This is a genomic window from Pseudodonghicola xiamenensis DSM 18339, assembly GCF_000429365.1.
In the GTDB taxonomy this organism is placed as follows: domain Bacteria; phylum Pseudomonadota; class Alphaproteobacteria; order Rhodobacterales; family Rhodobacteraceae; genus Pseudodonghicola; species Pseudodonghicola xiamenensis.
This window is the reverse complement of record NZ_AUBS01000047.1, coordinates 1-22,635: the sequence shown is the minus strand read 5'-3', so window position 1 is coordinate 22,635 and position 22,635 is coordinate 1. Positions and strand designations below refer to the sequence as shown.

Sequence of the window (22,635 nt, the reverse complement as noted above, 5' to 3'; positions counted from 1 at the left end):
TGCGATAGCGGGAGGTGTCAGGCTTCGGCATGCGACTGACCTAACCCTACGGATTCCCGAACTGAATCCCTCTCTCCGATATGTGCAACAAACCCCCTCTTTGCACGTCCGTCGACCGAAATTCATATGAATCGGCGGGATCAACATATTGTTCATATGAATACATCATATTTCATGTCGAATCATATGAACAACAAAAGTGCTCAAACCCCGCCAGTGCTCGCGATTTTGCTTATCTTTTAATCAAACAGGCAGCGCGGGTTGGCGTTTGCGGCGCTTATCCCGAGCGCTCCATCCCCCGTTGAGTTGGTTGACACCTTCCGCCCCGCCAGTTTCACGCTTCCGAACCCGTTTGGAACAGTCGCCTCGCACGGGTTAGGGCAACGCAGGATTCTGCTGTCGCCAGCCTCGAGCCCCCCCAACTTGGCCAACCGCAGGCCCAGAGGAGGCAGAGGAGAGAGGCGCCCCTGCGTGTCACGGGGCCATCCAGGCGACCGCCGGTTGGGTGCCAAGGCAGAGGCTGGGGGCGCTGCCCCCAGACCCCCGGGATATTTGAGCCAGATCGAAGGAGCCGGACGGCCCCGCAGGCCGCCTCTGCGGCCTAGTGCAGCCAGACGCCGGCAAAAACGATGACGAATCCCGCCAGCAGCAACAGTCCCCGCAGCGCCGCGGGCCGTCGCCCGATCAACCCGTAGGAGATCAGCGCCAGGCCCAGGCCGATCCGCACAAAGGCAAACAACGCCCAGAACGGTGCGTCGGCCAGCATGAGCACGCCCGGATTGGCAACCATTCCCAACGGAATGATATAGAGCCCCACTCCCAACGCCATCGCCGTGGTGGCGACCTTCACCCAATTCTCGCCAATCATGCCGGCGGCGATGAAGACGGCGCCGCAGACCGGCGGGGTGATGGTGGAGAGAAGTGCGAACCAGAAGACGAAGAGATGCGCCTGCAGGGGCTCCAGCCCCAATTGCATCAGCGCCGGCCCCGCGACCGAGACACAGATCACATAGGCCGCCGTCGTCGGCACCTCCATCCCGAGGACCAGACAAGCCAATGCGGTCAGCAGCAGCGACGGCCACAGCATGCCACCCGAGCCCGACAGGATCAGCGAGGTGATCTTGACCCCGAGCCCGGTAACCCCGAGCACCCCGATCACGATCGAGGCGCAGAGAATGATCGAGGCGATCATCGCCACCTGCCGGGCGGAGCCGAGCAGTGCGGAGACCAGCCGCCGCCCCGCCTGCTCCAAATCGACACGCAGGCGGCCATCGACGAAGAGCAATAGCGCCCCGGCCAGGATCGCCAGGCAGGCGGCATATTGCGGCGTGTAGCCAAGCCCGAACATCGCCAGCATCAGCACGGTGAAGGGCACCAGGAAGAACAGCGAGGTGATGATGACATCGCGCCGCGCGGGGCGATCCTCGGCGGCGATGCCCTTCAGCTCGTAGCGGGTGGCATAGGCGTTGATGCCGACCCAAACCGCCCAGAAATAAAGGATCGCCGGCAGGATCGCCGCGGCCATGATCTGGGTATAGGGGGTGCCGGTCAGCTCAACCATGACGAAGGCGCCGGCGCCCATCAGCGGCGGCATGATCTGCCCGCCGGAGGAGGCCACAGCCTCGACCCCAGCGGCCAGCCGCTTGGGATATCCGAGCTTGGTCATCGCCGGCAGGGTGATCGCGCCGGTGGAGGCGACATTGGCACTGGCCGAGCCCGAGATCGAGCCGAAGAGCGCCGAGGAAAGGACCGAGACCTTGGCCGCCCCGCCGGTCAGCCGGCCGGCGGCGGCGGCGGCCACATTCATGAAGCCCTGCCCCGCCTCGCCCGCGTTCAGCACCGCACCGAATATCACGAAGATCGCCACCACCCCCACCGACACGGCGGTGAGCGAGCCCCAGAGCCCGCCCTCGGCGATCGTCATGGTGCCCAGGAAGGATTCGACCGGCGTGCCGGAATGGCCGAATTCGCCGGGGATAAATTGTCCCCAAAGCGCATAGGCCAGCGCCAGCAGGGCCGCCAGAGGCAAGGGCCAACCGATAGCGCGACGGGCCGCTTCGATCACGATCAGCAACAGCACCACGGCGACGCCGATCTGGAAGCGGCCCTCGAGAAAGCCGTATTGATCGCCCAGCATCTGGTGATTGATCGCGACCCAGCCGGCGGCGCCAACACCCAGCACCGTCAACACCGCGCCGGAGATCACCGCCCAGCGGCCCTGCGCGCCAAAGAGGAAGATCCAGGGCAGCACCACCGCCATATGCAGCGGTCGACTGACCAGATTGGGCACCAGCCCCCAGAAGATCAGGCCGATGTGATAGACCACCAGAAGCGCCGCCAGGGCGATCCAGATGGTCCGCGCCCAAGCCGCCTTCGGCAGTTTCTCTTCCGGTTCCATAGCTGCCCCCACGTTCAAGGCCCGTTCAAATGAAGAGGCCGGGCAATCCGCCCGGCCCGGTCGTCGTTCTGCGCACTGAATTTACTTCTGCGCGTCGGTCAGGGTGAAACCTGCCTCTTGGTAATAGCGGATCGCACCCGGATGCAGTTTTCCGGTGATATTGGCCATCAGCCCCGCATCGACGCCGTTCCACCACGGCGCGGTTTCGCCCATCTTCGCCTTTTCTTCCCAGAAGGTCTTGGTCAGCGCATAGGCGGTGTCGTCGTCCATCTTGGTGGTGGTATAGGTCACCACCGGCAGCGAGGTTGTGACAACGTCGCTGTCCTGCCCGGCATAAGTTCCGGCCGGAATCACCAGCCGCGCGCGTTTGGTGGCGGCGACTTCATCATCCGTCATCGAGAGCAGCGTCACGCCGGCCGAGGCTGCCGCCTCGACCACATTCGGGGCGGGAAAGCTGCCCGATGTGACGAAGCCGTCGATCTGGCCGTTCTTCAGCGCCGGCACCGCGTTCGACAGTTCCACATCGGCAATCTTGACCTTATCGGTCAGCCCGAAGAGATCGAGGTATTTTTCCCCTTCGCGGGCGCCGAAACTGCCCTTGCCCAGCAGGATGGTCTTGCCTGCGAGACCGGAGAAATCGGTGACGCCGCTGTCTTTCGACATGACGAAATGCATGGTCAGCGACGGCAGCGGGAACAGCGCGCGGATTTCGCCAAAGGCCGGGCTGGCCTTGCCCTCGAATGCGCCTTTGCCGGCCTCAGCCGCGGCGACCAGCGCCGGCGGCGAGGTGAAGACGTAATCACCGCCCCGGGCGCGCGTCTCCATCACGTTCTGGGTGCTGCCCTGGCTTTCCTCGATGGTGACGATCACATTGCCGTCACTGCCGGCCTTCATCGCCTCGGCGATCTGAACGCTCATCTGATAATAGGACGATCCCGACTTGGCCGCCTTCAGGGTCACGCGGGTTTCGGCCTGGGCCGGCAGGGCGATCAGTGCCGCAAGGCCCGCCGCCAGCATGGATTTGGTAAAGAATTTCATCTGATGGTCCCTCCCGGTCTCAGCGCGGGCGACTAAAACACTGCGTTTGTCGGATGGTCAAGGTTACGCAATGCCCCGATCCCGGCGATGCGTGACCGCCCCCGGGATCGGGGCGGTCACAATGCCGATCGGTCCGGCCCCAATCTGCCGCACTCAGCGGATGGTCGGGTCGAGCTTGTCGCGCAGCCAATCGCCCAGGAGCGAGATGGCAAGCGTGGTCATCACGATCACCAGAGATGGCGTCAGCATGATCCAGGGCGCCCGGGTGATATATTCGCGCCCGTACCCCACCATGTTGCCGAGGCTGGTCATCGGCGGCTGCACCCCGAGGCCCAGGAACGACAGACCGGATTCCAGCAAGATCACCTCGGGGAACACCAGAGTCATCGACACGATCAGGGTAGAGGCGATGTTGGGCAGGATGTGACGCAGATAGACCCGCGCCGGTTTCGCCCCCAGCTGGGTCACCGCCGTGGCATAGCCCTGAGCCGAGGCGGCGATCGCCAGACCGCGGGCGATCCGGGCGTAGCGCTCCCACCCGTAAAGCCCCATCAGCCCAACCAAGAGCGGCAGCGAGTTGCCGAAGAAGGCCAGCACCGACAGCGCCAGGATCAGAAAGGGCATCGCCGCTTGGAAATCGGCCAGCACCAGCACGATCTGTTCGACGACACCGCGAAAATGCGCCGCCAGAAAGCCCAGCGTGGTGCCAAGGACGGCCGAGATCAGTGTCGCCCCGAAGGCGATCAGCAGCGACACCCGGATCGAGATGATCAGCCGCGACAGCACGTCCCGGCCCAGCTCGTCGGTGCCCAAGGGGTGGGCAAAGGACTGGAACGGAGCCACCAGGCGATATTTCAGATCGAGCGCGGTGAAGGAATGCGGCGCCAGCCAGTTCGAGAAGATGGCGACCACCAGCATCACCCCGACCCAGAAGATCGAGACGCCGACATACCAGGGCAGATCCAACCGGCGGCGTGCCGGTTCGGCGGGGACGGAAGAGGCAAGCATATCGGTCATGGTTCAAGCTCCCGCGCGCGCGCCGTGGCGAAGCCGCGGATCGAGCACGCCATAGAGGAAATCGACGATCAGGTTCGAGGTCACCATCGAGGCGGCGACCAGCAGCAGCAGGCATTGCACCACGGCCAGATCGCGGTTCGACACCGCCACCACCAGCAGCCGCCCGACCCCGGGCCAGGAGAACACGCTTTCGACCACCACGGCGCCGGCGATCAGGCTGCCGACCAGAAAGCCCACCAGCGTCACCGTCGGGATCGCGGCGTTCGGCAGCGCATGACCGCGCACCACCGCCGCCCAGGGCAGCCCCTTGGCCGAGGCGGTGCGGATGAAGGGACGGCCCAGCACCTCAAGCATCGCCGAGCGGGTGAAGCGCGCCAGCGCGGCGGCACCGCCGAGGCCCAGGGTGATGATCGGCAGGATCGCATGCATCCAACTGTCCCGCCCGCCCGAAGGCAGCCAGCCGAGGTTGACCGAGAAGACCAGCACCAGCGCCAGCGCCAGAACGAAGCTGGGGATGGCGAAGCCGAAGACGGCGGTCACCATGACCGCACGGTCGAACCCCTTGCCCTGATGCAGCGCCGCATAGACGCCGGCGGGAATGCCGATGGCAAGTTGCAGCAGCAGCGCCGGAATGGTCAGGGCGAGCGTCGCCGGGATCCGCTCTCCCACCAGTTCGATGGCGGATCGGCCGTCACGCATGGAGATGCCCAGATCGCCGCGCAGGATGGCGCGAAAATAGTCGAAGTACTGAACCAATACGGGGCGGTCGAGACCCCAGTTGTGGCGAAAGGCCTCGATCGCCTCGGGCGGCGCCTCGGGGCCCAGGATGATGGTCGCCGGATCGCCTGACAGACGCAGCACGATAAAGGCGAAGGTGACCACCAGCGCGATGGTCAGAGCGGCGCGCAACAGGCGCGTGGCAAGATAGCGGATCATTCTGCGGCCATCCCTGCGGAGGGTGTATCAGTGATCAGGTGGCAGGCGGCACTGCGCCCCGGGCCGATCTGGCTGAGCGCCGGGGTCTCCCAACGGCAGCGATCCTGCGCCACCGGGCAGCGCGGATGAAAGGCGCAACCGGTTGGACGCGCGGCGGGGTTCGGCGGCTCTCCGGTCAGGATCACCCGCTGGCGGCGCTGCGCCCCCGGTGTCGGCGCGGCGGAAACCAGCGCCTGGGTATAGGGATGCTGCGGATCGCGCAGCACCTCTTCGGCGGTGCCCTCTTCGACGATATGGCCCAGATACATCACCGCAACACGCTGGCTGATCTGGCGCACCACCCGCAGGTCGTGGCTGATAAAGATCATCCCCAGCCCGCGTTCGGCCTGCAAGTCGATCAGCAGGTTGACCACCTGCGCCTGGATCGAGACATCGAGCGCCGAGACCGGCTCGTCACAGACCAGAAGCTCGGGATCGGTGATCAGCGCGCGGGCGATCACCACCCGCTGACGCTGACCGCCCGACAGTTCGTGCGGGAAGCGGCGGCCGTGATCCTCGGACAGGCCGGTCAGTTCCAGCGCCTGACGCACCCGATCTTCACGCTCTGTCGGGCTACCGATTCCATGGATCTCCAGCGGTTCGGCAATCTGCCGGGCCACCGGCACCCGACGGTCGAGCGCGCCAAGCGGATCCTGGAACACCATCTGCGCCCGCTTGCGCAGGGCGCGCCAGTCGGCGGTGCCGAGCGCGGGCATCAGAGCCCCGCCAAGGGCCACCCGCCCCGTATCCGGCGCCTCGAGCCCCAGAGCCATCCGGCCCATGGTGGATTTGCCAGACCCGGATTCGCCGACGATGCCCAGCGTCTCGCCGGCGCGCACCTCAAGCGACACACCGGCCACCGCCTGCACCCCTACCGGGGTGCCGAACAGGCCCTTGCGGCTCATGTAGGTACGGGTGACGTTGTCCAGAGACAGAAGCGGCGCGGTCATGCCGTCACCTCCGGTCTTGCGATTTCAACGGGCGGAACCACGGCGGCGGGCTGCAAGTCCAGCTCTCCGGCGCGGGCACAGGCGATGCGGCGGCCCGGTTCCAGCCGGCGCAGCTCGGGCACACCGCCCAGACAGGCAGGCGCGGCATGGGCGCAGCGGGGAGAAAAGGCGCAGCCCTGCGGCATCCGCCGCGGATCGGGCACCACCCCCGGGATCGCCACCAGCCGGCGCGGCGCGTCCAGCGTCGGCAGCGCGTCGATCAGGCCACAGGCATAGGGGTGGCGCGGCGCATCGAACAGATCGCGCGCCGGCGCCTCCTCGATGACGCGGCCGGCGTACATCACCGCCACGCGGTCGCAATTCTCGGCCACCACGCCCAGATCGTGGCTGATCAGCACCAGCGCCATATTGGTCTCGCGCCGCACCAGCTGCAGCAGATCGAGGATCTGCGCCTGGATCGTCACGTCGAGCGCGGTTGTCGGTTCATCGGCGATCAGCAGATCGGGATTGCCCGCCAGCGCCATGGCGATCATCACCCGCTGGTTCTGACCGCCCGACATCTCGTGAGGATAGGATTTCAAACGGCCGGCCGCATCGGGAATGCCGACCAGGTCCAACAGCCGCTTGGCCTCGGCGTCGATCGAGCGGCCCGACAGGCCGCGATGCAGCGCCAGTGCCTCGCCCAATTGGCGGCGGATCGTCAGCACCGGATTGAGCGCCGAGGCCGGATCCTGAAAGATCATCGCCACGCGCCCGCCGCGCAGATGTTCCATCCGCTCGACCGGGACCTCCAACAGGTTTTCGTCGTCGAGGGACACCCGCCCCTCGACAACAGCTTTTTCGGGCAGCAGCCGCAGAGCCGCCAGCCAGGTGACCGATTTGCCGGACCCGCTTTCGCCGACGATCCCCAGCGCCTCGCCGCGGTGGATCGCGAAATCCACCCCGCGCACCGCCGGGGCGCCGTCGAAGGCGACCCTCAGCCCTTCGATCTTGATCAACGGCCCTGCCATGGCTCAGATCGCGAAGTTGCCGGGGCCGAAGTCCATGGCGAAGGCCGGCGCGGCCTTCCACTGGATCGACTTCGGCTTGGCGGTGAAGGTCGCGTTCTGATGCAGCACGGTATAGGCCGGGTCCTCGCGTTCGCAGATCACCAGCATCCGCGCGAAGGCCTTGCGACGGGCGGCGCGGTCAACCGAGGTTTCCAGGAATTCGCAGAGCTGGTTCATCTCGGCGTTTTCCCACTCGCCGATCTGCTGCTGCTGACCGTTCGGCCCGTGCTGGTTGACGATGGACGAGACCGGGTCCGGGAAGGGGGCAGAGTTCGACCAGTCGCGCACGGCGCGGGTGTCACCGCGTTCCATGATCTGGGCCCAGTTTTCCTTGCTTTCGATCTGCACGTTCAGACCGACCGACTTCCACATCTCGACCAGCACCTGCGCGGTGGCGACCTGGTTGGTGTAGTAGTTGTTCAGCAGTCGGTAAGGGATCGGATCGCCTTTATAGCCGGCTTCCTTCACCAGGCTCATCGCCAGTTCGGGGTTGAATTCCGGCACGGTCCAGTCGGCGATGAACATATCGGCGTAATAGGGCCATTGCAGACCCGCGGGCACCACGGTGCGACCGGCCCAGAGGCTGTCGACGATGGCCTGACGGTCGATCGAATGGGTCATCGCGCGGCGGATGCGCGGATCGACCAACTGCGCGTGATGCTTGTCGAAGACAGTCAGGCGGTGGTTCGGGATGGTGCCGCCCTGCACCTCAAAAGCCGAATTGCTTTCGATCTCGCCGATCAGATCCGGCGGGATGTCGCAGGCGAATTCATATTCTCCCGACAGCAGCCCGTTCACCCGGCTGGCAACTTCCGGCACTTCGACGAAGCGGATCTGCTTCAACGGCGGCAGGCCACCCCAGTAGTCGTCATGCGATTCCAGCAGCAGTTCGGTGTCGGGGGTGAAATGGACCACCTTGTAGGGGCCGGTGGTGACGGGCTTGCGGGCCCAGTCGAGATAGGAGGCGCTGTCCTCCCAACCGCGGCGCGACATGATGTCTGAGCCGTAGCGCAGCAGGCGGCCTTCCAGCGTCACATCGGGGGTCGCGTTGTAGAAGCGCACGGTATACTTATCGACAGCTTCGACCCGGGCCAGGTCGGGCCAGGCACGGCGGGCGACAGCGGGCACTTCCGGCGGCAGTTCCTTGCCGGCGCGCGGCGTCGGGATCTGCCCCAGAACCTTGATGGTCGAACGGTTCTTGGGTTCGGTATTGCCGAACATGCGCTCACGCGAGAAGGTGAAAACCACGTCATCGGCAGTCATCTCGTCACCGTTGTGGAACTTGACGCCTTCGCGCAGCTTCAGTTCGACGGTCTGATCGTCGATCCGCGTCCACTCGGTCGCCAGCATCGGCTTGGCTTCGAGCTGACCGCGCAGGTTGCGGCCGATCAACGATTCCCAGATCGAGCCGAAAAACACACGTTCGCCGACGTTGGACTGTTCGCGCAGCACATCCAGCGTGTTGGAGTTGGTGATCTTTTGAACGGCGATGGTGATCGACGGGCGGTTGGTCTGGCCAATGGCGAAGCGCGGCAACACCAGAGAACCGGCGGCGGCGGCGCCGGTGCGCAGCACCGAACGGCGGGAAATCAGCATGGGTTTGTCCCCTTGGTCTGTCCGAATGGATGGGAGATGCGGAATGCCCCGCTCCACTAGGGCCCCGAGGTGACGCCGGAGTGAAACCACGGTGACGAGGGAATGACGTTTTCAAAACAGAGTTTTGACAGAGGCCCCCGTCGCCCCGCCATGCGTCGGGGCATCTGCCAATGTCACTCACATCGGCTTGCGCATCTGGACGGGTTCTTATGCGCGGCCTCTGTCGAAAGGCTCCTTCAAGGCGACCCACGAGACCTGGGCCCACGAGGGCCTGGCCAATGGCGCATAGAGGGGATGCTCAGGCCAAGCTGCTTGGGTGCTTTGCTGGGCGCATATCGGCTTTGAGCCCTTTGACCTGACTATGCAGGCGCAGCATTTTGCGAATGCCGCAAATCGGTGTCGGCACGTGCGGTCCGAAACGGAGCTTCGCGTCTCCCGCAGCGAAAATCCGGTCCGAGCCCAAACCTACGGATTCGATTACATTGCAAAGCGCGTTTGTTCTCCCTACGTTCTGTCCGATACATCTAGGACCCGAAGAAGGGAACTACCAATGCGCCAATCCCTGAGAACCAAAGCAATCGCAATCTGCAACGACAAGATCGCCAAGAAAGGCGAGACGGTAGGTCTTTCTTTCTATGCATTTTTTGCGAACAAAAATGATGACCCAGAGCTACTCATGGAAGCAGCCGAATGGTGGATCAAGACCCATGAGCTTGACCATTTCGAGAAGGCGACAAAGATCCGAGACATGATCCGTTCGGGCGCTTGAGCAACGGCAGAAAGGTCCCCCATCCCCGCCATTCGTGGAAGCGGCGGCGAATCCTCTCAGCTAACACGAGTTTTGCGAACCTATGGGTCATCAGCAGCGCCTTTCGGCATCACCACAAGGCACTCCCCCTAGCCGACCAACGCGCGCAGCGCGGCGATCAGCGCATGGGGATCGTATTGCCCCAGATAAACCGGCGGAATCGCCCGGCCTTCGCCCATAAGCCCCGCCACCGCCAGACGCGCGCCGCGCACGGCGTATTCCGTGGTGAAGACCACCTCGTCGGGCACCTCGACGAATTGCCCCAGCAGGCCCAGATTGGCATAGCCCGTGGGCACCGGTGCCGGCCGGTCGGCCTTGTTCCGGCGCATCAGCACGCTGCCGGCATAGGGCATCAGCACCGGCGTGCAGATGCAGCTCTCCAGCAGGGCCGGCAGGACCTCGGGCATGCCCAGATGATGGGCCAGTTCAGTCAAGATCTCCGCCCCCGAACAGGCGGGCATCGGCTTGGCCACCGCGCTGCCCGGCCGGTCGAGATAAAGGCCATAGCCCCAGAACAGATCGACGTCGCCGGGCTGGTTGGTGAAATGCGGGTTGTGAAAGCCGGTCAGCGTCAAAAGCCAGGGCGCGCCGGTCATCGTCATCAACCCGCCCCGCCCCAGCGCGGCACCTGACAGGCTCTCGATCCTCGTGCGCAGCGGGCCGCCACGCGCGGTGATGGTGAAGGTAACCCAAGCCGTGCGGTCGATCCGCGCCTGAAAGACCTGAGGATTGCCCAGCCCCGGGTATCGCCCCGCCAGCCGATGCCAGAGCCCCCAGGCCGGGCTGGTGGCCTTGCTCGGCAGTGGCGGGCTGGTCATGTCACCGAAGGTGGCATCGGCGACATGCGAGCCCAGGGTCAGGAACAGCAGATCGTCCGGTGCCAACTCAATCCCCTCCGTCACACCGTCATGGCGCAAGGTGAACCGCTCCGACCGCAGAAGCCCCGCCTCTTCGGTGAAATCGACATCCTCGCAGGTGCAGCCCATGTGGAACCGCACCCCCAGCCGGTCGAGCCAATCCCGCAGCGGCTCCACTAGCGATTCATATTGGTTGTAGCGACTGCGCTGGATCGTGGTCATCGAGGCCATGGTCGGCAGCAGATGAAAGAACCGCCGCAGATAGCGCCGCGTCTCGATCGCGCTGTGCCAGGGCAAGAGCGCGAAGATCGACCCGAACATGTTCCAGAAATTGGTCTGCAGAATGGAGAGGTCCAGCACGTCGGCAACCGACTTGCCGTCCAGCATCACCTCGGGCGCCAGCAGCAATTCGGTCAGATCGAGCAGGTTGCGCGGGCTCAGCCCGAAGTGCTCGGCCGCCAGCACCTCACCCCCCGGCCCCAGCAGCCGCGCAGTGTTGTGCCAGCCGTAGGTGGCGTTGAAGGCCCGCAGATCGTCTTCGATCGAAATCGTCGGATCATCGCGCGAGGGGATGAAGGACATCAGATCGTGAATGCAGTCCTCGCGGGCCTCGAACATCCGACCGCCGCGCATGACATACCCGCCCTGCGCATCGCCCCGCGCATCCAGCGCGCCGCCCAGCCGATCGCTGGCCTCGTAGATATGGATATTCGCGCCCAGAACCCCGGCATCGCGAAACAGATAGGCCGCCGCCGCGAGGGCTGAGATACCGCCGCCGATGATATGCGCCTTCATGCCGTCTCCTCCCGGCCGGGCGGGACATAGCACTTGGGGCGCGGGATCCCCACGCGGAAAGCCCTGCCCTATCGCCCAGGCCCCACCTTGGGGCGTTCACATGCGACATCGCGGGGCGTGGGAAAGGGCTCTCTCGCCGCACCGGCGGATCAAGCATCACCCCGACTCGGGGCCCGGATCAAGGATCATTCCCCGACATGGGCGCGCGAAGGCCCTGCAGGGCCGCCAATCGGGGACCGCCCCGCGCGCCGACGCGCGCAGGGCGGCAGTCTTTCAGGATCAGCGCCGCGGTGCCCGCAGCCGACCGAAGTTCTCTCGGTGAATCTCGTGATGGCCGTCGATGAAGTTCTCGAAATGCACGAGACAGGCTTCGTCATCGGCCAGAACCACACCGTATTGCCCCGGCCCATCCACCAGTTTCACATGGCCGGGCGCGCTTTCCAGATGCAGCTTGGCGCTATAGTGACCTCCGGCGATGGTGGTGAAGGGGATGCCCTGCCAGATGGCCGTGGTGGTGATATGGACGTGGCCCGAGATCACATGGCGGATGTCGGGATGGGTCTTCAACACCGCCAGCAGCTTTTCCGGCTGTTCCAGACGAATCCGGTCGACCTGGGTCTGCAGTCTGGCAACATGGTGATGCAGCACCACGATCACCGGCATGTTCTTCGCCTCGTCCAGCCGCGCCTGCAGCCAGGCCAGCCGGCTGTCGCAGATGCGCCCGCCCACCAGCCCCGGTTCGGTACTGTCGAGCATGATGATGCGGAACCCCTTGGTATCGACCACTTTCTGGACAAAGCCGTTCTCGTCGGCATAGCCGCCGCCGAAGACCTCCAGAAACGTCGGCCGGTCGTCATGGTTGCCCAGCATCAGATGGGTGTCCATCGCCAGCGGCGCGATCAGGTCGGGCAGACGCGCATAGGCCTCCGCCTCTCCCAGATCGGCGAGATCGCCGGCGAGGATCACCATATCCGCATCCGCGTGGCGCGCATTCACGCTGTCGACCGCCTGGCGCAACCGCTCTGCGGTGTCGAGTGTGTTGGAGATCTCGCCCTCGGGGACGAGATGCAGATCGGACATGATGACCAGCTTGAGCGTCATTGGGCCAGTCCCCGTTCTTCCAAATAGCGCATGGAAGCCGGGATACCGGATTTGTCCCGCAGCTCAAGCACCAGATGGGGGGTGGCGTCGATGGCGCTCAACGCCCGGAACACCGCATCCCAGCGAATGGTTCCCTCGCCCAGCGTCCAATGGCGATCAGCATAACCTTCGTTGTCCTGCAGGTGGACGTGGTGCAGCAAATCCGCGGCAGAGGTCACATAATAATCAACCGGCGGCGCGCCGTTGGTTTGATGGGCATAATGCGCATGGCCAGTGTCGATGGAAATCTTCAGCGCCGGCGAATCGAAATGCTCGACCAGGCGGCGGCGATCCATCGGGTCGATGTCCTCGATATTCTCCATCACCAGGGTGACGCCCATGTCCTCGGCCCGCTTGACGGCGGCGCCGATTGTGGCGCGGACGTTTTCCATCATCCGGTCGCGGGCGCCCGGCAGGTTGTCCAGATTGTTGTAATCCCAGGTGGTATAGGGCGAATGGATCACCATCTGGCTGGCGCCGACAGCGGCGCAGACATCCAGCCCCTGATCCATCCGCCGCGCGACCAGTTGCTGAAAGCCCGGATCCATCGTGCCGATGGTAAAGCCCCAGAACGGCCCATGAATACCGATGCGTCCCTTGTGACCGTCAAGCAGACGACACGCCTCTTCGGCCAGCGCGCTCCAGTCGCTGTCCAGCACCTCGGCAGTGTGGAAGGATTGCAGTTCGACATCGCGGTCCTTGTCGAACAGCCAGTCGCGATAGGTCTCGAGCTCGGCATTGCGCAGAGCGGCACCAATGACGGGGAGTGTCATCCGGTTCTCCTAGAAATTTCAATGCGCCGCTTCCCTAGTGCCGCTCAATGACCGCCAGATGACAAAGCCGAAGATTTCGCCAAGGATCATATCCTTGCCGTCACGCGAAGCGCATTGCCCGCCGCCGCTGTCTCAGAACAGCCGACCCGGGTTCATGATGCCCTTGGGATCGAACACCCGGCGCAGGCTCCGGTTGAGCGCATGCTCTGCCTCAGAACGAATTCGTCGTGGCACATAATCGACGGTCTCCCCCCCCTGCTCCACCACGAGACTCCCCCCCGCCTCCTGGACCCCAGACAACACGATATCCTTGATCCGGATCACGTCCTCGGCCCCGATCGGGCTGCCGGAGACATTGACCACGCCCAATTGCAGTTTCATGTCCCCCAGATGACCGAACCACAGACACCGCAGAGGCGGAAAGGCCTCGCCCAGCGCGGCGATCAGCCCAGAGATCGCCGCGTCGCCGCCTTCGACTGGCAGGCTGACATTGAAGCTCGCGACGGAGGCAAAGGCCTGCGGAATGCCTTCATGCGCTTCCCGAAGCGCCCAGAACTCTTCGGTCTGGCGCGAAGTCTGCGAGATCGCACCATCTGTGATCCACTCCTTGTCGAAAAGAAGCTCCAGCGCCGCCTGCAGCGCCACGCGCATCGGCGTCTCCTCAACGCCCTCGGCCTCGATCAGCAAGGTCAGCCCATCGGCACAGCCGTTGACCGGCAGCGGATCGAAACCACGGAACCCGCAGGCAAAATGGTAATAGTCCGGCCACATCACCTCGCAGATCGACAGGCCGCGCAGCCGGCTTTGCAGGACCTCCAGCACCGATTGCGCATCGGTCAGATCACGCACACGCAACAAGGCTGTGACCCGCGCCGGTGAAACCGGGCGCAGCTGCAACACGGCACCAGTCACCACCCCCAGCGTCCCTTCGGCCCCGATGAAGAGCTGCTTGAGGTCATAGCCCATGTTGTTCTTGAACGTGCCATTCATCGCGTTCAGCACGAGACCGTCCGGCAGCACCGCCTCGATCCCCAGAACGTTTTCACGCATCGCGCCGTCACGGAAGGCCCGCATGCCCCTGACGTTGGTCGAAATCATGCCCCCAATCTGGCAAGCGTTGCGCGCACCGAGATCGACCGGAAACATCAACCCCTGCGCCTGTGCCGCCCGCTGCAGCGCGCTCAGCGTCACGCCGGCCTGAACCCGTGCGGTGCGGGCGGCGACGTCGATCTCGGGGGTGGCGTCCATTCGATCGAGACAGATCACAACGCCATCGGCCAAAGGTGCCGCGCCACCGACCATCCCGGTCCGGCCGCCCTGCGGCACCACCGGCACCTCATGCGCCAGGCAAATCTCCAGCGCCTGCGCCACCTCTCTGGTCGAGCTTGGCCGCAGCACCGCCAACGGCGCCACAGCCTCCCGCAGGGCCCAATCCGTCAGATAGGAGCGATCTGCCGCGTGGCCGGGCTGCACGACTTGCGGCCCCAGAGCAGAAAGAAGCGCGTCCAGAGTCATTTCACCTTCCCCAATCAATCACCAACAACAATCAATCACCAACAGCCGGCCGCCGACCGGCGCCACGATCAGGCGCTGCCGCCAGACGAGCTAACCAGTCCCCCCGTAGGGATGACAGCCGAATGGCTCCCTCCCGTGCCGCCCGCCTCTTCAGGATGAGTGCACGAAGCGAAACGACCAGCGGACACAGCATAGCCATAGCACTTGGGTTGGTGAAGGCGATTCAGCCGTTCCGGCGCGGTTGCTTTGTGACGTTTTTAAACTCTGTCGTACAAATTTGGGTGCGACAACCGGCCCCTCCGGACCGGTCGCCAAGGCCGGCATCATTCCCGGCTGAGCGCCACCACTGGGTCGAGCTGCGCCGCAGAGCGAGCCGGCAGAAAGCCGAAGGTCACCCCGATCATGGTCGAGGACAGGAAAGCCACCGCGATCGCGCTTCCCGAAAAGCTCAGACGTACATCTTCGCTGAGAGAGCCGACCAGCGCGCCACCCAGCAGCGCGGTGAGAATCCCCAGGATGCCGCCGACCAGACAGACCAGCACAGCCTCGATCAGGAACTGGCTGATAATGTCGGAGCGACGCGCGCCGATGGCGATTCTGACACCGATCTCCTTGGTGCGTTCGGTGACCGAGACCAGCATGATATTCATCACCCCGATGCCGCCGACGATCAGCGAGATCAACGCGATCATCGCCACCAGCAGGGTCAGCGTCTGGGTGGTCGAGGTGATGGTCTCGCGGATGGTATCGCTGTTGGTCAGGAAAAAGTCCTTGGTCCCGTGACGTTCCATCATCAGCTTGGTGATCTTTCCCTGCGCCTGCGTCATGTCGTAATCGTCGGCGACACGCACCTCGATACTGTTGACATTGTCCTGCCCCGATACCCGCGCCATGGCGGTGGTATAGGGGATCCAGACGTTCAGCGACGACGGCCCGAAGGTCGCCCCGGTCGAGCGCACCACCCCGATCACGCGGACCGGCACCCGCCCCAGCAGCAACACCTGGCCGATGGGATCGGTCCAGGCGTCGAAGAAGGTATCGCGGGTGTCTTCGTCGATCACCGCAGCCTGGGACAGATCAGTCACATCCCGCGCGTCGAAGACATCACCGGCGACGGTGACGTAATTGTGGACCTGGAAGTAATCCCCGCTCACCCCTTGGATCGTGGCATTCGCCTCGACATTTCGATAGATAACCGAAGCCGCGTTAGAGACCGCCGGCGACACGCTGAGCGCATAATCCTGCAATGCCAGCGCATTGGCATCCGCCGGCATCAGCGTTTCAATTCTGGCCGCATCCCGCGCCCCAAACCCCGACCCGGCGCGCACCGTAATCGTATTGGTGCCGAGCGAGCTGATGTTTTCGAGAACCTTCTGCTGCGTCCCGCTGCCCAGCGCCACCACCAGCACCACCGAGGCAATGCCGATGATGATCCCCAGCATGGTCAGGAAGGACCGCACCCGATGCGCCAGCATCGCCGTCATCGCCATCGAAAAGGCCTCACGCAGCCGCCGCAGCATGGCGCCGGCCCGGATCGAACGATCCGGCCTGTCAAGCTGTGGCACCTCTTCCGGCTGGGTCTCGATCTGGCGATTGTCGGCGATCACCCGGCCATCGCTGACCTCGATGACGCGATGGGCATGGGCGGCAACATTGGGATCGTGGGTCACCATAACGATGGTATGGCCGCGCGCGTTCAGATCCAGCAGCAGGTCGATCAGCTCGGCGCTGCTCTTGGTGTCGAGCGCCCCGGTGGGTTCGTCGGCCAGGATCACCTCACCGCCGTTCATCAGCGCGCGCGCCACCGATACCCGCTGTTGCTGGCCACCCGACAGTTCGCTGGGTCTGTGATCCAGCCGGCTTTCCAACCCCAACTGCCCCAACAGCTTCTCGGCCCGCTCCCGACGCGGCGCGCGCGCCTCGCCGGTATAGATCGCCGGCACCTCGACATTGCCGACGGCATCGAGATCGGGCAGCAGCTGATAGCGCTGAAAGATGAACCCGAAGTGTTCACGCCGTAGCCGCGCCAGCGCGTCGGGATCCAGCGTGCTCACATCCTCACCGGCGAACTTGTAGACACCAGCGCTCGCCCGGTCGAGACAACCGAGGATATTCATCAGCGTCGACTTGCCCGAGCCGGAGGCGCCGACAATGGCGACCATTTCGCCAGGATAGATATCGATATCGACGTCTCGCAGCACGGTGATGGTTTCATCCCCGGCCTGAAAACTGCGGGAGAGCCCACGGGCGGAAATCAGCGGTTCAACCATCTCAGAACCTCATCGGCGGGCCCATGCGGCCGGAAGAGGACGAAGCCGCCGCCACTGCCGCACCGGTCACCACCCGATCCCCCACCGCAAGACCCGATTTGATCTCTGCCGTCACCTTGTCGTTCAACCCGATCTCGACAGCCTGCTCCCGCGCGGACTTGGTCGCCGCATCCCAGAGCTCGACATAATATGTGCCGTCGGCGTTGCGCTTGAGCGCGGAGGCCGGCACCGTAATCACCCCTTCGGCCTTGTCCAGCACGATGGAAACCTGCGTGGTCATGCCGATTCTGAGCACATGATCGGGGTTATCCACGTCGAGCAGACCGTTGTAATAGATCGCCTCATCGGTATTTATGGTATCGCTGTCCTCGATTTCCGAGGGGGCCGGTTCCAGATCGCGCACGGTGGCGTGGAACTCCTTCTCGGGCTCGCCCAGAATGGTAAAGCTCACGTCCTGGCCGGGATGGACATGGACAACATCCGCCTCGGAGATTTCGGCCTTCACCACCATCTCATCCAGCTCTGCCAGCTTGACTATGGTCGGCGCGGTCTGGATCGCGTTCACGGTCTGCCCCTGCTGCACCACGATGGCGACCACGGTGCCGTTGATCGGCGCGGTAATCTTGGTGCGTTCCAGCGCGATCTTGGCGGTCGATACGGTCACTTCAGCGCGCGATTTCTGCGCCTCCAGCGCCTCCAGCTCAGCCTTGTCGACCAGCATCTCGGCAATCGCGGTTTCCACGTCTTCCTCCGAGACATGCTGTTGGTCGGCCAGTTTCTTCTGCCGATCCAGGTTCAGCTCCGCCTTGCGCAGGCTGGCCTTCTTGGCGGCGATCTGTGCCTCGATATTGGCCAGGTCGGCCTCGGCCTGAAGCACATCGTTCTGCTGATCCTGAGAATCGATCTGGGCAATCAGATCGCCCTTTTTGACCTGCTGCCCCAGCACGACGGCGAGCGTTTCGATCTGGCCAGACACCCGGGCGCCGACGCTGACCAGTTGCTTGGCCTCCATCACGCCGGAGGCCAGAACCGTTTCGGTTACATCGCCGATCCTGGCCGCGGCGGTCACCGGAATGACCTCGGCCTCGCCCGCCCTGTAATACCACCACCCTCCGCCAGCCACTGCGACAACTGCCAGAAGGACCGAAAGCCGTATATATTTATTCATGTTATTCGCCTGCTCGATTGAACGGATCATAGGGTGGCTATTGTCTTATACGCCCTGGGTCCTGACTTCCGTCACCCATTCCGGGAAAAACTCCCATCCACAGGCCATCCTGTATCCCATCTTGCGCCCGATCGGCAGGCGGACGCAGCAATCCGCTCACAGCCGCCGCAGAATCCGGCTTGATGTCTTCGAGGCAGGGGACTAGTAATCCCGACACAAACAGTCAAGATCATCCGCGCCTTCAAGCCAGACGCCAGACGTGCCGGGACATCGCCATCAGGAGCATGTGCATGCCTACACCGCCTGTCGCCACACCCGACGAGATTCTCGAAGCCCGCGCCGCCAACCCCAAGATGCGCGCCCGCGACCTCGCGGCCTCGCTCAACGTGACCGAAGCCGCGCTGGTCGCCGCCAATGTCGGGCGTACCGTCACCCGGATCGACGCCGATCCCGACAAGCTGATCCCGGCGGTCGAGACCATCGGCGAGGTCATGGCCCTGACCCGCAACGAAAGCGCCGTGCACGAACGCACCGGCACCTATGAGAATTTCAAGTCCGGCCCGATCGCCGGCATGGTGCTGGGCTCCGAGATCGACCTGCGCATCTTTCCCAAGCATTGGGCCAATGCCTTTGCCGTGGTGGAAGAAGGCGACCAAGGCACCAAGCGCAGCCTGCAGGTCTTCGATCACCATGGCGACGCGGTCCATAAGGTGCATCTGAAGCCGGCGTCGGACATCGCCGCCTTCGAGACGGCGGTCAAGACGCTGGCCACCGGCAGCGACGAGCGCACTTATACCACCACGCCCCGTCCCGCCCCCGAAGGCGCCATGATCCGCGAGGACAATCTGGATATCCTGCGCAAGGAATGGGATCGGATGACCGACACCCACCAGTTCCTGCGGCTGACCTCCAAGCTGAAGTTCAACCGCCTTGGCGCCTATCGCGCCGCCGGCGCGCCCTATGCCGAGAAGCTGAACAATGACAGCGTTTCGCTGATGCTGGAGCGCGCCTCCGCCCAGGAGGTGCCGCTGATGATCTTCGTCGGCAATGCCGGCTGCATCCAGATCCACAGCGGCCTGGTTCATACCATCAAGCCGATGGGGCCCTGGCAGAACGTGCTCGACCCGCGGTTCAACCTGCACCTGCGCGCCGATCACATCGCCGAGGTCTGGCGGGTCTGGAAGCCGACGCAGCGCGGCCCGGCGATCTCGATCGAATGTTTCGATGCCGAAGGGCAATTGATCCTGCAAAGCTTCGGCGTGCGTCAGGAAGGCGGCCCTCTGGCCTGGAACGACCTGGCCGGCGACCTGCCCAAGCTGGAAACCGCGGAGGCTTCGGCATGATCCCGCGTCGCACCGCCCTGGGCGCACTTCTGGCGCTGGCGCTGCCCCTGCCGCTGCTGGCTGCCGAGCCCGCCCAGCGGGTGATCGGCGTCGGCGGGGCGGTGACCGAGACCATCTATGCGCTTGGTGCCGGCGACCGTCTGGTCGCCCGCGATACCACCTCGACCTATCCGGGGACGGCGACAGAGCTGCCGGATGTCGGTTACATGCGCCGGCTTTCGCCCGAGGGGGTGCTGTCGGTCGCCCCCGATCTGATCATCGCCGAAGAGGGCGCCGGCCCGGCAGAAACGGTGCAGATCCTCGAAGAGGCCGCGATCCCCTTCGTCACCATCCCCGCCGCCCGTGACGGCGCCGGGGTGGCGGCCCGGATTCGCGCGGTCGGCGCGGCGCTGGGTCTCGAGGACAAGGCAAATGCGCTGGCCTCCGAGGTCGAGAGCAAGATCGTCAGCGTCGCCGACGCCTCGGCGAGCACTGCCGAGACCCCGGTTCGCGTGCTCTTCGTCTTGTCCGCCGCCGGCGGCCGGCTGATGGCCTCGGGCGTCGGAACCGAAGCCGACGCAATGATCCGCCTTGCAGGCGGGATCAATGCCATCGAGGGCTTTCCCGGATACAAGCAGCTGACCGACGAGGCCGTGCTGGCAGCGCAACCCGACGTCATCCTGATGATGGATCGCGGACCGGGCGGCAACCACGGATCTGCCAATGTGCTGGAGCATCCCGCCATCGCCATCACTCCGGCCGGACAGGCCAAGCGGCTGGTCGCGATGGATGGGCTCTATCTGCTGGGCTTCGGGCCGCGCACCGCCGATGCGGTGGCCGATCTTCACGCAGCGCTCTACCCCGAGAAAGGCTGACCTCATGGTCACGCTGAGCGAGGCGCCCACCGCCGGCGACCGCCGCGGACGGGCGCGCCGGGCCACCTGGGCCCTGGCGCTGCTGACCCTGCTGGCGGCCTGGGGATCGCTGGCCACCGGCGCCTCGGGCATTTCGCTGCTCGATGCGCTTGGCCGGCTGATCTCCGGCGAGGGGTTGAGCCTGCAGGAACAGGTGGTGCTGTGGCAAATCCGGCTGCCGCGTCTGGCAACCGGGCTGCTGGTGGGCGCCTCGCTCGCCGTTTCGGGCGCTGTGATGCAGGGGCTGTTCCGCAACCCGCTGGCCGATCCCGGACTGGTCGGTGTCGGCGCTGGCGCCGGCCTGGGCGCGGTGCTGGCGATCGTGCTGGGGGGCCTCCTGCCCGCTGCGCTGGCCGGATGGTTCGGGATGCATCTGGTGCCGATCGCCGCCTTTCTCGGCGGCTGGGCGGCGACGCTGATCCTCTATCGCGTGTCGACCCGGGCCGGGCGCACCTCGGTCGCCACCATGTTGCTGGCGGGCATCGCGCTGGGGGCGCTGGCCGGCGCCGCAACCGGCGTTCTGGTCTATGCCGCCGATGACCAGCAGTTGCGCGATCTGACCTTCTGGAACCTCGGCTCCCTCGCCGGGGCGAGCTGGGCAAAGCTTTCGATCGCCGCCCCAATCATGGCAATCGCCATGCTGGGCACGCTCGGTCTGGCGCGCGGGCTGAACGGCCTTGCCCTGGGCGAAGCTGCAGCGGCCCATATGGGCATCCCGGTCCAGCGGATGAAGAACCTGGCCATCCTCTGCGTTGCCGCAGCCACCGGCGCGGCGGTCGCCGTCTCGGGCGGAATCGGCTTCATCGGCATCGTGGTACCACATCTGCTGCGCCTCTCCACCGGGCCGGACCATCGCCACTTGCTGCCCAATGCCGCCCTGCTGGGCGCGGCGCTGCTGGTCGGTGCCGACATGATCGCCCGCAGCATTCTTGCTCCAGCCGAACTGCCGATCGGCATCGTCACCGCGCTGATGGGCGCACCGGTGTTCCTGTGGATCCTGCTGCGCCGGCGCGGCCTTCTGGACCTGTGAGGCGACAATGATCGAAGCCACCGATATCGAGGTCACACTCGGCACCCGCAAGGTACTGAACGGACTGGCGTTTCAGGCCCACCCCGGGCAATTGACCGCCATCGTCGGCCCCAATGGGTCGGGCAAGACCACCCTGATCCGGGCCCTGACCGGAGAGATCGGCTTTGCCGGTCAGTTGCGGATCAACGACATCGACCCCACCGGGCTGAAGCCTTGGGACGTGGCGCAGATGCGCGGCGTGCTGGCACAATCGACCCAACTGTCCTTTCCCTTCACCGTCTTCGAGGTGGTGCGCCTGGGCGCCGAGGCCGGCGGCCATATGGGCCAGGCCGCCACTGCGATGACCCGCGCGGCACTGGCCCGGGTCGATCTGGAGGGGTATGAAGGCCGCCCCTATCAGGAGCTGTCTGGCGGCGAACAACAGCGGGTGCAACTGGCCCGGGTGCTCTGCCAGGTGTGGGAGGCCGACGGCCCCGAGGGACCGCGCTGGCTGTTTCTGGACGAACCCGTCTCGGCGCTCGACATCGGGCACCAGTTGCAGGTGATGCGGCTGGCGCGCGACTATGCCCGGCAGGGCGGCGGCGTGGTGGCGGTGATGCATGATCTGAACCTGACGGCGATGTTCGCCGACCGTATCGTGCTGATGCAGGCCGGAGAGGTCGCCGCCGCCGGCCAGGCGGACCAGGTGCTGCGCGCAGACATCCTGTCGCGCGTCTACGGCTGCCCACTGACCGTAATGAGCTCGACCGACACCGCGAACCTTCTGGTGATGCCGGCGGCGGAAGCGGTCTGAGGACGGACAATCGCCATTTTTGCCGCGCCTGACATGACTGTTGGGCCCCCGCTGGGCGAGGAGGTTGCAAAGGTCCAGAGGCAGGGCGTCATCATTGTCGGTCCCGCGCAGCCATTCGTGCCTTGTGCGGCTAAGGTCCGGTCCGAGCCTATTCCGTTGAAAAAGTCTGTTCTTCGGCGGCTGTGATGTTGTCTGTCGAAAGGGCGTGCCGTGCGCCAGTCATGCCA

Annotated in this window: 18 protein-coding genes; 5 read left to right on the top strand and 13 right to left on the bottom strand. The window is 64.9% G+C overall.

What is annotated here, in order from left to right; all coding sequences use genetic code 11:
• Positions 1-601 precede the first annotated feature (601 nt).
• The 7 genes from G455_RS0120555 to G455_RS0120525 all read right to left on the bottom strand — a co-directional run bounded on the left by G455_RS0120555 (position 602) and on the right by G455_RS0120525 (position 9,023).
• The gene (locus tag G455_RS0120555) at positions 602-2,398 is read right to left on the bottom strand and encodes a TRAP transporter permease (RefSeq protein WP_028095396.1); all 1,797 of its coding nucleotides are present in this window, start codon (positions 2,396-2,398) and stop codon (positions 602-604) included.
• Positions 2,399-2,479: 81 nt separating this feature from the next.
• Positions 2,480-3,436 carry a TAXI family TRAP transporter solute-binding subunit gene (locus tag G455_RS0120550; RefSeq protein WP_028095395.1) on the bottom strand — a complete coding sequence of 319 codons (957 nt, stop codon included), beginning with the start codon at positions 3,434-3,436 and terminating at the stop codon, positions 2,480-2,482.
• 153 nt (positions 3,437-3,589) lie between these two features.
• Positions 3,590-4,453: an ABC transporter permease gene (locus tag G455_RS0120545; RefSeq protein ID WP_028095394.1), complete on the bottom strand. Its 864-nt coding sequence runs from the start codon at positions 4,451-4,453 to the stop codon at positions 3,590-3,592.
• A 3-nt stretch (positions 4,454-4,456) separates the two neighbouring features.
• Positions 4,457-5,389 carry an ABC transporter permease gene (locus G455_RS0120540; protein ID WP_028095393.1) on the bottom strand — a complete coding sequence of 311 codons (933 nt, stop codon included), beginning with the start codon at positions 5,387-5,389 and terminating at the stop codon, positions 4,457-4,459.
• The gene (locus tag G455_RS0120535; protein WP_028095392.1) at positions 5,386-6,378 is read right to left on the bottom strand and encodes an ABC transporter ATP-binding protein; all 993 of its coding nucleotides are present in this window, start codon (positions 6,376-6,378) and stop codon (positions 5,386-5,388) included. Before G455_RS0120535 ends, G455_RS0120540 begins: the two co-directional genes overlap by 4 nt.
• Complete coding sequence (locus G455_RS0120530; RefSeq protein ID WP_028095391.1) at positions 6,375-7,388, bottom strand: ABC transporter ATP-binding protein; 1,014 nt, start codon at positions 7,386-7,388, stop codon at positions 6,375-6,377. Before G455_RS0120530 ends, G455_RS0120535 begins: the two co-directional genes overlap by 4 nt.
• A 3-nt stretch (positions 7,389-7,391) precedes the next feature.
• Entirely contained in the window at positions 7,392-9,023 is a 1,632-nt protein-coding gene (locus G455_RS0120525; protein WP_035367125.1) for an ABC transporter substrate-binding protein, read from the bottom strand.
• Between the two features lie 550 nt (positions 9,024-9,573).
• Here G455_RS0120525 and G455_RS0120520 point away from each other — a divergent pair.
• Positions 9,574-9,792, top strand: a complete 219-nt coding sequence (locus tag G455_RS0120520; RefSeq protein ID WP_028095389.1) for a DUF6500 family protein — start codon at positions 9,574-9,576, stop codon at positions 9,790-9,792.
• A 128-nt stretch (positions 9,793-9,920) separates the two neighbouring features.
• Here G455_RS0120520 and G455_RS0120515 read toward each other — a convergent pair whose 3' ends face one another.
• The 6 genes from G455_RS0120515 to G455_RS0120490 form a co-directional block, all read right to left on the bottom strand.
• Complete coding sequence (locus tag G455_RS0120515; protein ID WP_028095388.1) at positions 9,921-11,483, bottom strand: oleate hydratase; 1,563 nt, start codon at positions 11,481-11,483, stop codon at positions 9,921-9,923.
• A 279-nt stretch (positions 11,484-11,762) separates the two neighbouring features.
• Positions 11,763-12,584 carry a phosphodiesterase gene (locus G455_RS24890; protein ID WP_051312662.1) on the bottom strand — a complete coding sequence of 274 codons (822 nt, stop codon included), beginning with the start codon at positions 12,582-12,584 and terminating at the stop codon, positions 11,763-11,765.
• On the bottom strand, positions 12,581-13,396 hold the full coding sequence (locus G455_RS0120505) for a sugar phosphate isomerase/epimerase family protein (RefSeq protein WP_028095387.1): 816 nt from the start codon (positions 13,394-13,396) through the stop codon (positions 12,581-12,583). The genes G455_RS24890 and G455_RS0120505 overlap by 4 nt, the downstream gene beginning before the upstream one ends.
• 132 nt (positions 13,397-13,528) lie before the next feature.
• Positions 13,529-14,911 carry an FAD-binding oxidoreductase gene (locus G455_RS0120500; protein ID WP_028095386.1) on the bottom strand — a complete coding sequence of 461 codons (1,383 nt, stop codon included), beginning with the start codon at positions 14,909-14,911 and terminating at the stop codon, positions 13,529-13,531.
• A 323-nt stretch (positions 14,912-15,234) separates the two neighbouring features.
• On the bottom strand, positions 15,235-17,181 hold the full coding sequence (locus G455_RS0120495; RefSeq protein ID WP_028095385.1) for a MacB family efflux pump subunit: 1,947 nt from the start codon (positions 17,179-17,181) through the stop codon (positions 15,235-15,237).
• Between the two features lies 1 nt (position 17,182).
• A complete protein-coding gene (locus tag G455_RS0120490; RefSeq protein ID WP_028095384.1) occupies positions 17,183-18,349 on the bottom strand; it encodes an efflux RND transporter periplasmic adaptor subunit in 1,167 nt (388 codons plus the stop codon).
• A 290-nt stretch (positions 18,350-18,639) separates the two neighbouring features.
• Here G455_RS0120490 and G455_RS0120485 point away from each other — a divergent pair, with 290 nt between their 5' ends.
• The 4 genes from G455_RS0120485 to G455_RS0120470 are packed head-to-tail and all read left to right on the top strand — an operon-like array spanning position 18,640 to position 22,408.
• Entirely contained in the window at positions 18,640-19,692 is a 1,053-nt protein-coding gene (locus G455_RS0120485; RefSeq protein ID WP_084437153.1) for a hemin-degrading factor, read from the top strand.
• Positions 19,689-20,546: a heme/hemin ABC transporter substrate-binding protein gene (locus G455_RS0120480; RefSeq protein WP_028095382.1), complete on the top strand. Its 858-nt coding sequence runs from the start codon at positions 19,689-19,691 to the stop codon at positions 20,544-20,546. The genes G455_RS0120485 and G455_RS0120480 overlap by 4 nt, the downstream gene beginning before the upstream one ends.
• A gap of 4 nt (positions 20,547-20,550) precedes the next feature.
• Positions 20,551-21,615, top strand: coding sequence for a FecCD family ABC transporter permease (locus G455_RS0120475; RefSeq protein WP_028095381.1), 1,065 nt, complete (start codon positions 20,551-20,553; stop codon positions 21,613-21,615).
• Positions 21,616-21,622: 7 nt separating this feature from the next.
• On the top strand, positions 21,623-22,408 hold the full coding sequence (locus G455_RS0120470) for a heme ABC transporter ATP-binding protein (RefSeq protein WP_028095380.1): 786 nt from the start codon (positions 21,623-21,625) through the stop codon (positions 22,406-22,408).
• Positions 22,409-22,635: the final 227 nt, after the last annotated feature.

Excerpts from the sequence above, each read along its gene's own strand:
- G455_RS0120555 (WP_028095396.1), bottom strand. The coding sequence starts at position 2,398 with ATGGAACCGGAAGAGAAACTGCCGAAGGCGGCTTGGGCGCGGACCATC.
- G455_RS0120550 (WP_028095395.1), bottom strand. The coding sequence starts at position 3,436 with ATGAAATTCTTTACCAAATCCATGCTGGCGGCGGGCCTTGCGGCACTG.
- G455_RS0120545 (WP_028095394.1), bottom strand. The coding sequence starts at position 4,453 with ATGACCGATATGCTTGCCTCTTCCGTCCCCGCCGAACCGGCACGCCGC.
- G455_RS0120540 (WP_028095393.1), bottom strand. The coding sequence starts at position 5,389 with ATGATCCGCTATCTTGCCACGCGCCTGTTGCGCGCCGCTCTGACCATC.
- G455_RS0120535 (WP_028095392.1), bottom strand. The coding sequence starts at position 6,378 with ATGACCGCGCCGCTTCTGTCTCTGGACAACGTCACCCGTACCTACATG.
- G455_RS0120530 (WP_028095391.1), bottom strand. The coding sequence starts at position 7,388 with ATGGCAGGGCCGTTGATCAAGATCGAAGGGCTGAGGGTCGCCTTCGAC.
- G455_RS0120525 (WP_035367125.1), bottom strand. The coding sequence starts at position 9,023 with ATGCTGATTTCCCGCCGTTCGGTGCTGCGCACCGGCGCCGCCGCCGCC.
- G455_RS0120520 (WP_028095389.1), top strand. The coding sequence starts at position 9,574 with ATGCGCCAATCCCTGAGAACCAAAGCAATCGCAATCTGCAACGACAAG.
- G455_RS0120515 (WP_028095388.1), bottom strand. The coding sequence starts at position 11,483 with ATGAAGGCGCATATCATCGGCGGCGGTATCTCAGCCCTCGCGGCGGCG.
- G455_RS24890 (WP_051312662.1), bottom strand. The coding sequence starts at position 12,584 with ATGACGCTCAAGCTGGTCATCATGTCCGATCTGCATCTCGTCCCCGAG.
- G455_RS0120505 (WP_028095387.1), bottom strand. The coding sequence starts at position 13,396 with ATGACACTCCCCGTCATTGGTGCCGCTCTGCGCAATGCCGAGCTCGAG.
- G455_RS0120500 (WP_028095386.1), bottom strand. The coding sequence starts at position 14,911 with ATGACTCTGGACGCGCTTCTTTCTGCTCTGGGGCCGCAAGTCGTGCAG.
- G455_RS0120495 (WP_028095385.1), bottom strand. The coding sequence starts at position 17,181 with ATGGTTGAACCGCTGATTTCCGCCCGTGGGCTCTCCCGCAGTTTTCAG.
- G455_RS0120490 (WP_028095384.1), bottom strand. The coding sequence starts at position 18,349 with ATGAATAAATATATACGGCTTTCGGTCCTTCTGGCAGTTGTCGCAGTG.
- G455_RS0120485 (WP_084437153.1), top strand. The coding sequence starts at position 18,640 with ATGCCTACACCGCCTGTCGCCACACCCGACGAGATTCTCGAAGCCCGC.
- G455_RS0120480 (WP_028095382.1), top strand. The coding sequence starts at position 19,689 with ATGATCCCGCGTCGCACCGCCCTGGGCGCACTTCTGGCGCTGGCGCTG.
- G455_RS0120475 (WP_028095381.1), top strand. The coding sequence starts at position 20,551 with ATGGTCACGCTGAGCGAGGCGCCCACCGCCGGCGACCGCCGCGGACGG.
- G455_RS0120470 (WP_028095380.1), top strand. The coding sequence starts at position 21,623 with ATGATCGAAGCCACCGATATCGAGGTCACACTCGGCACCCGCAAGGTA.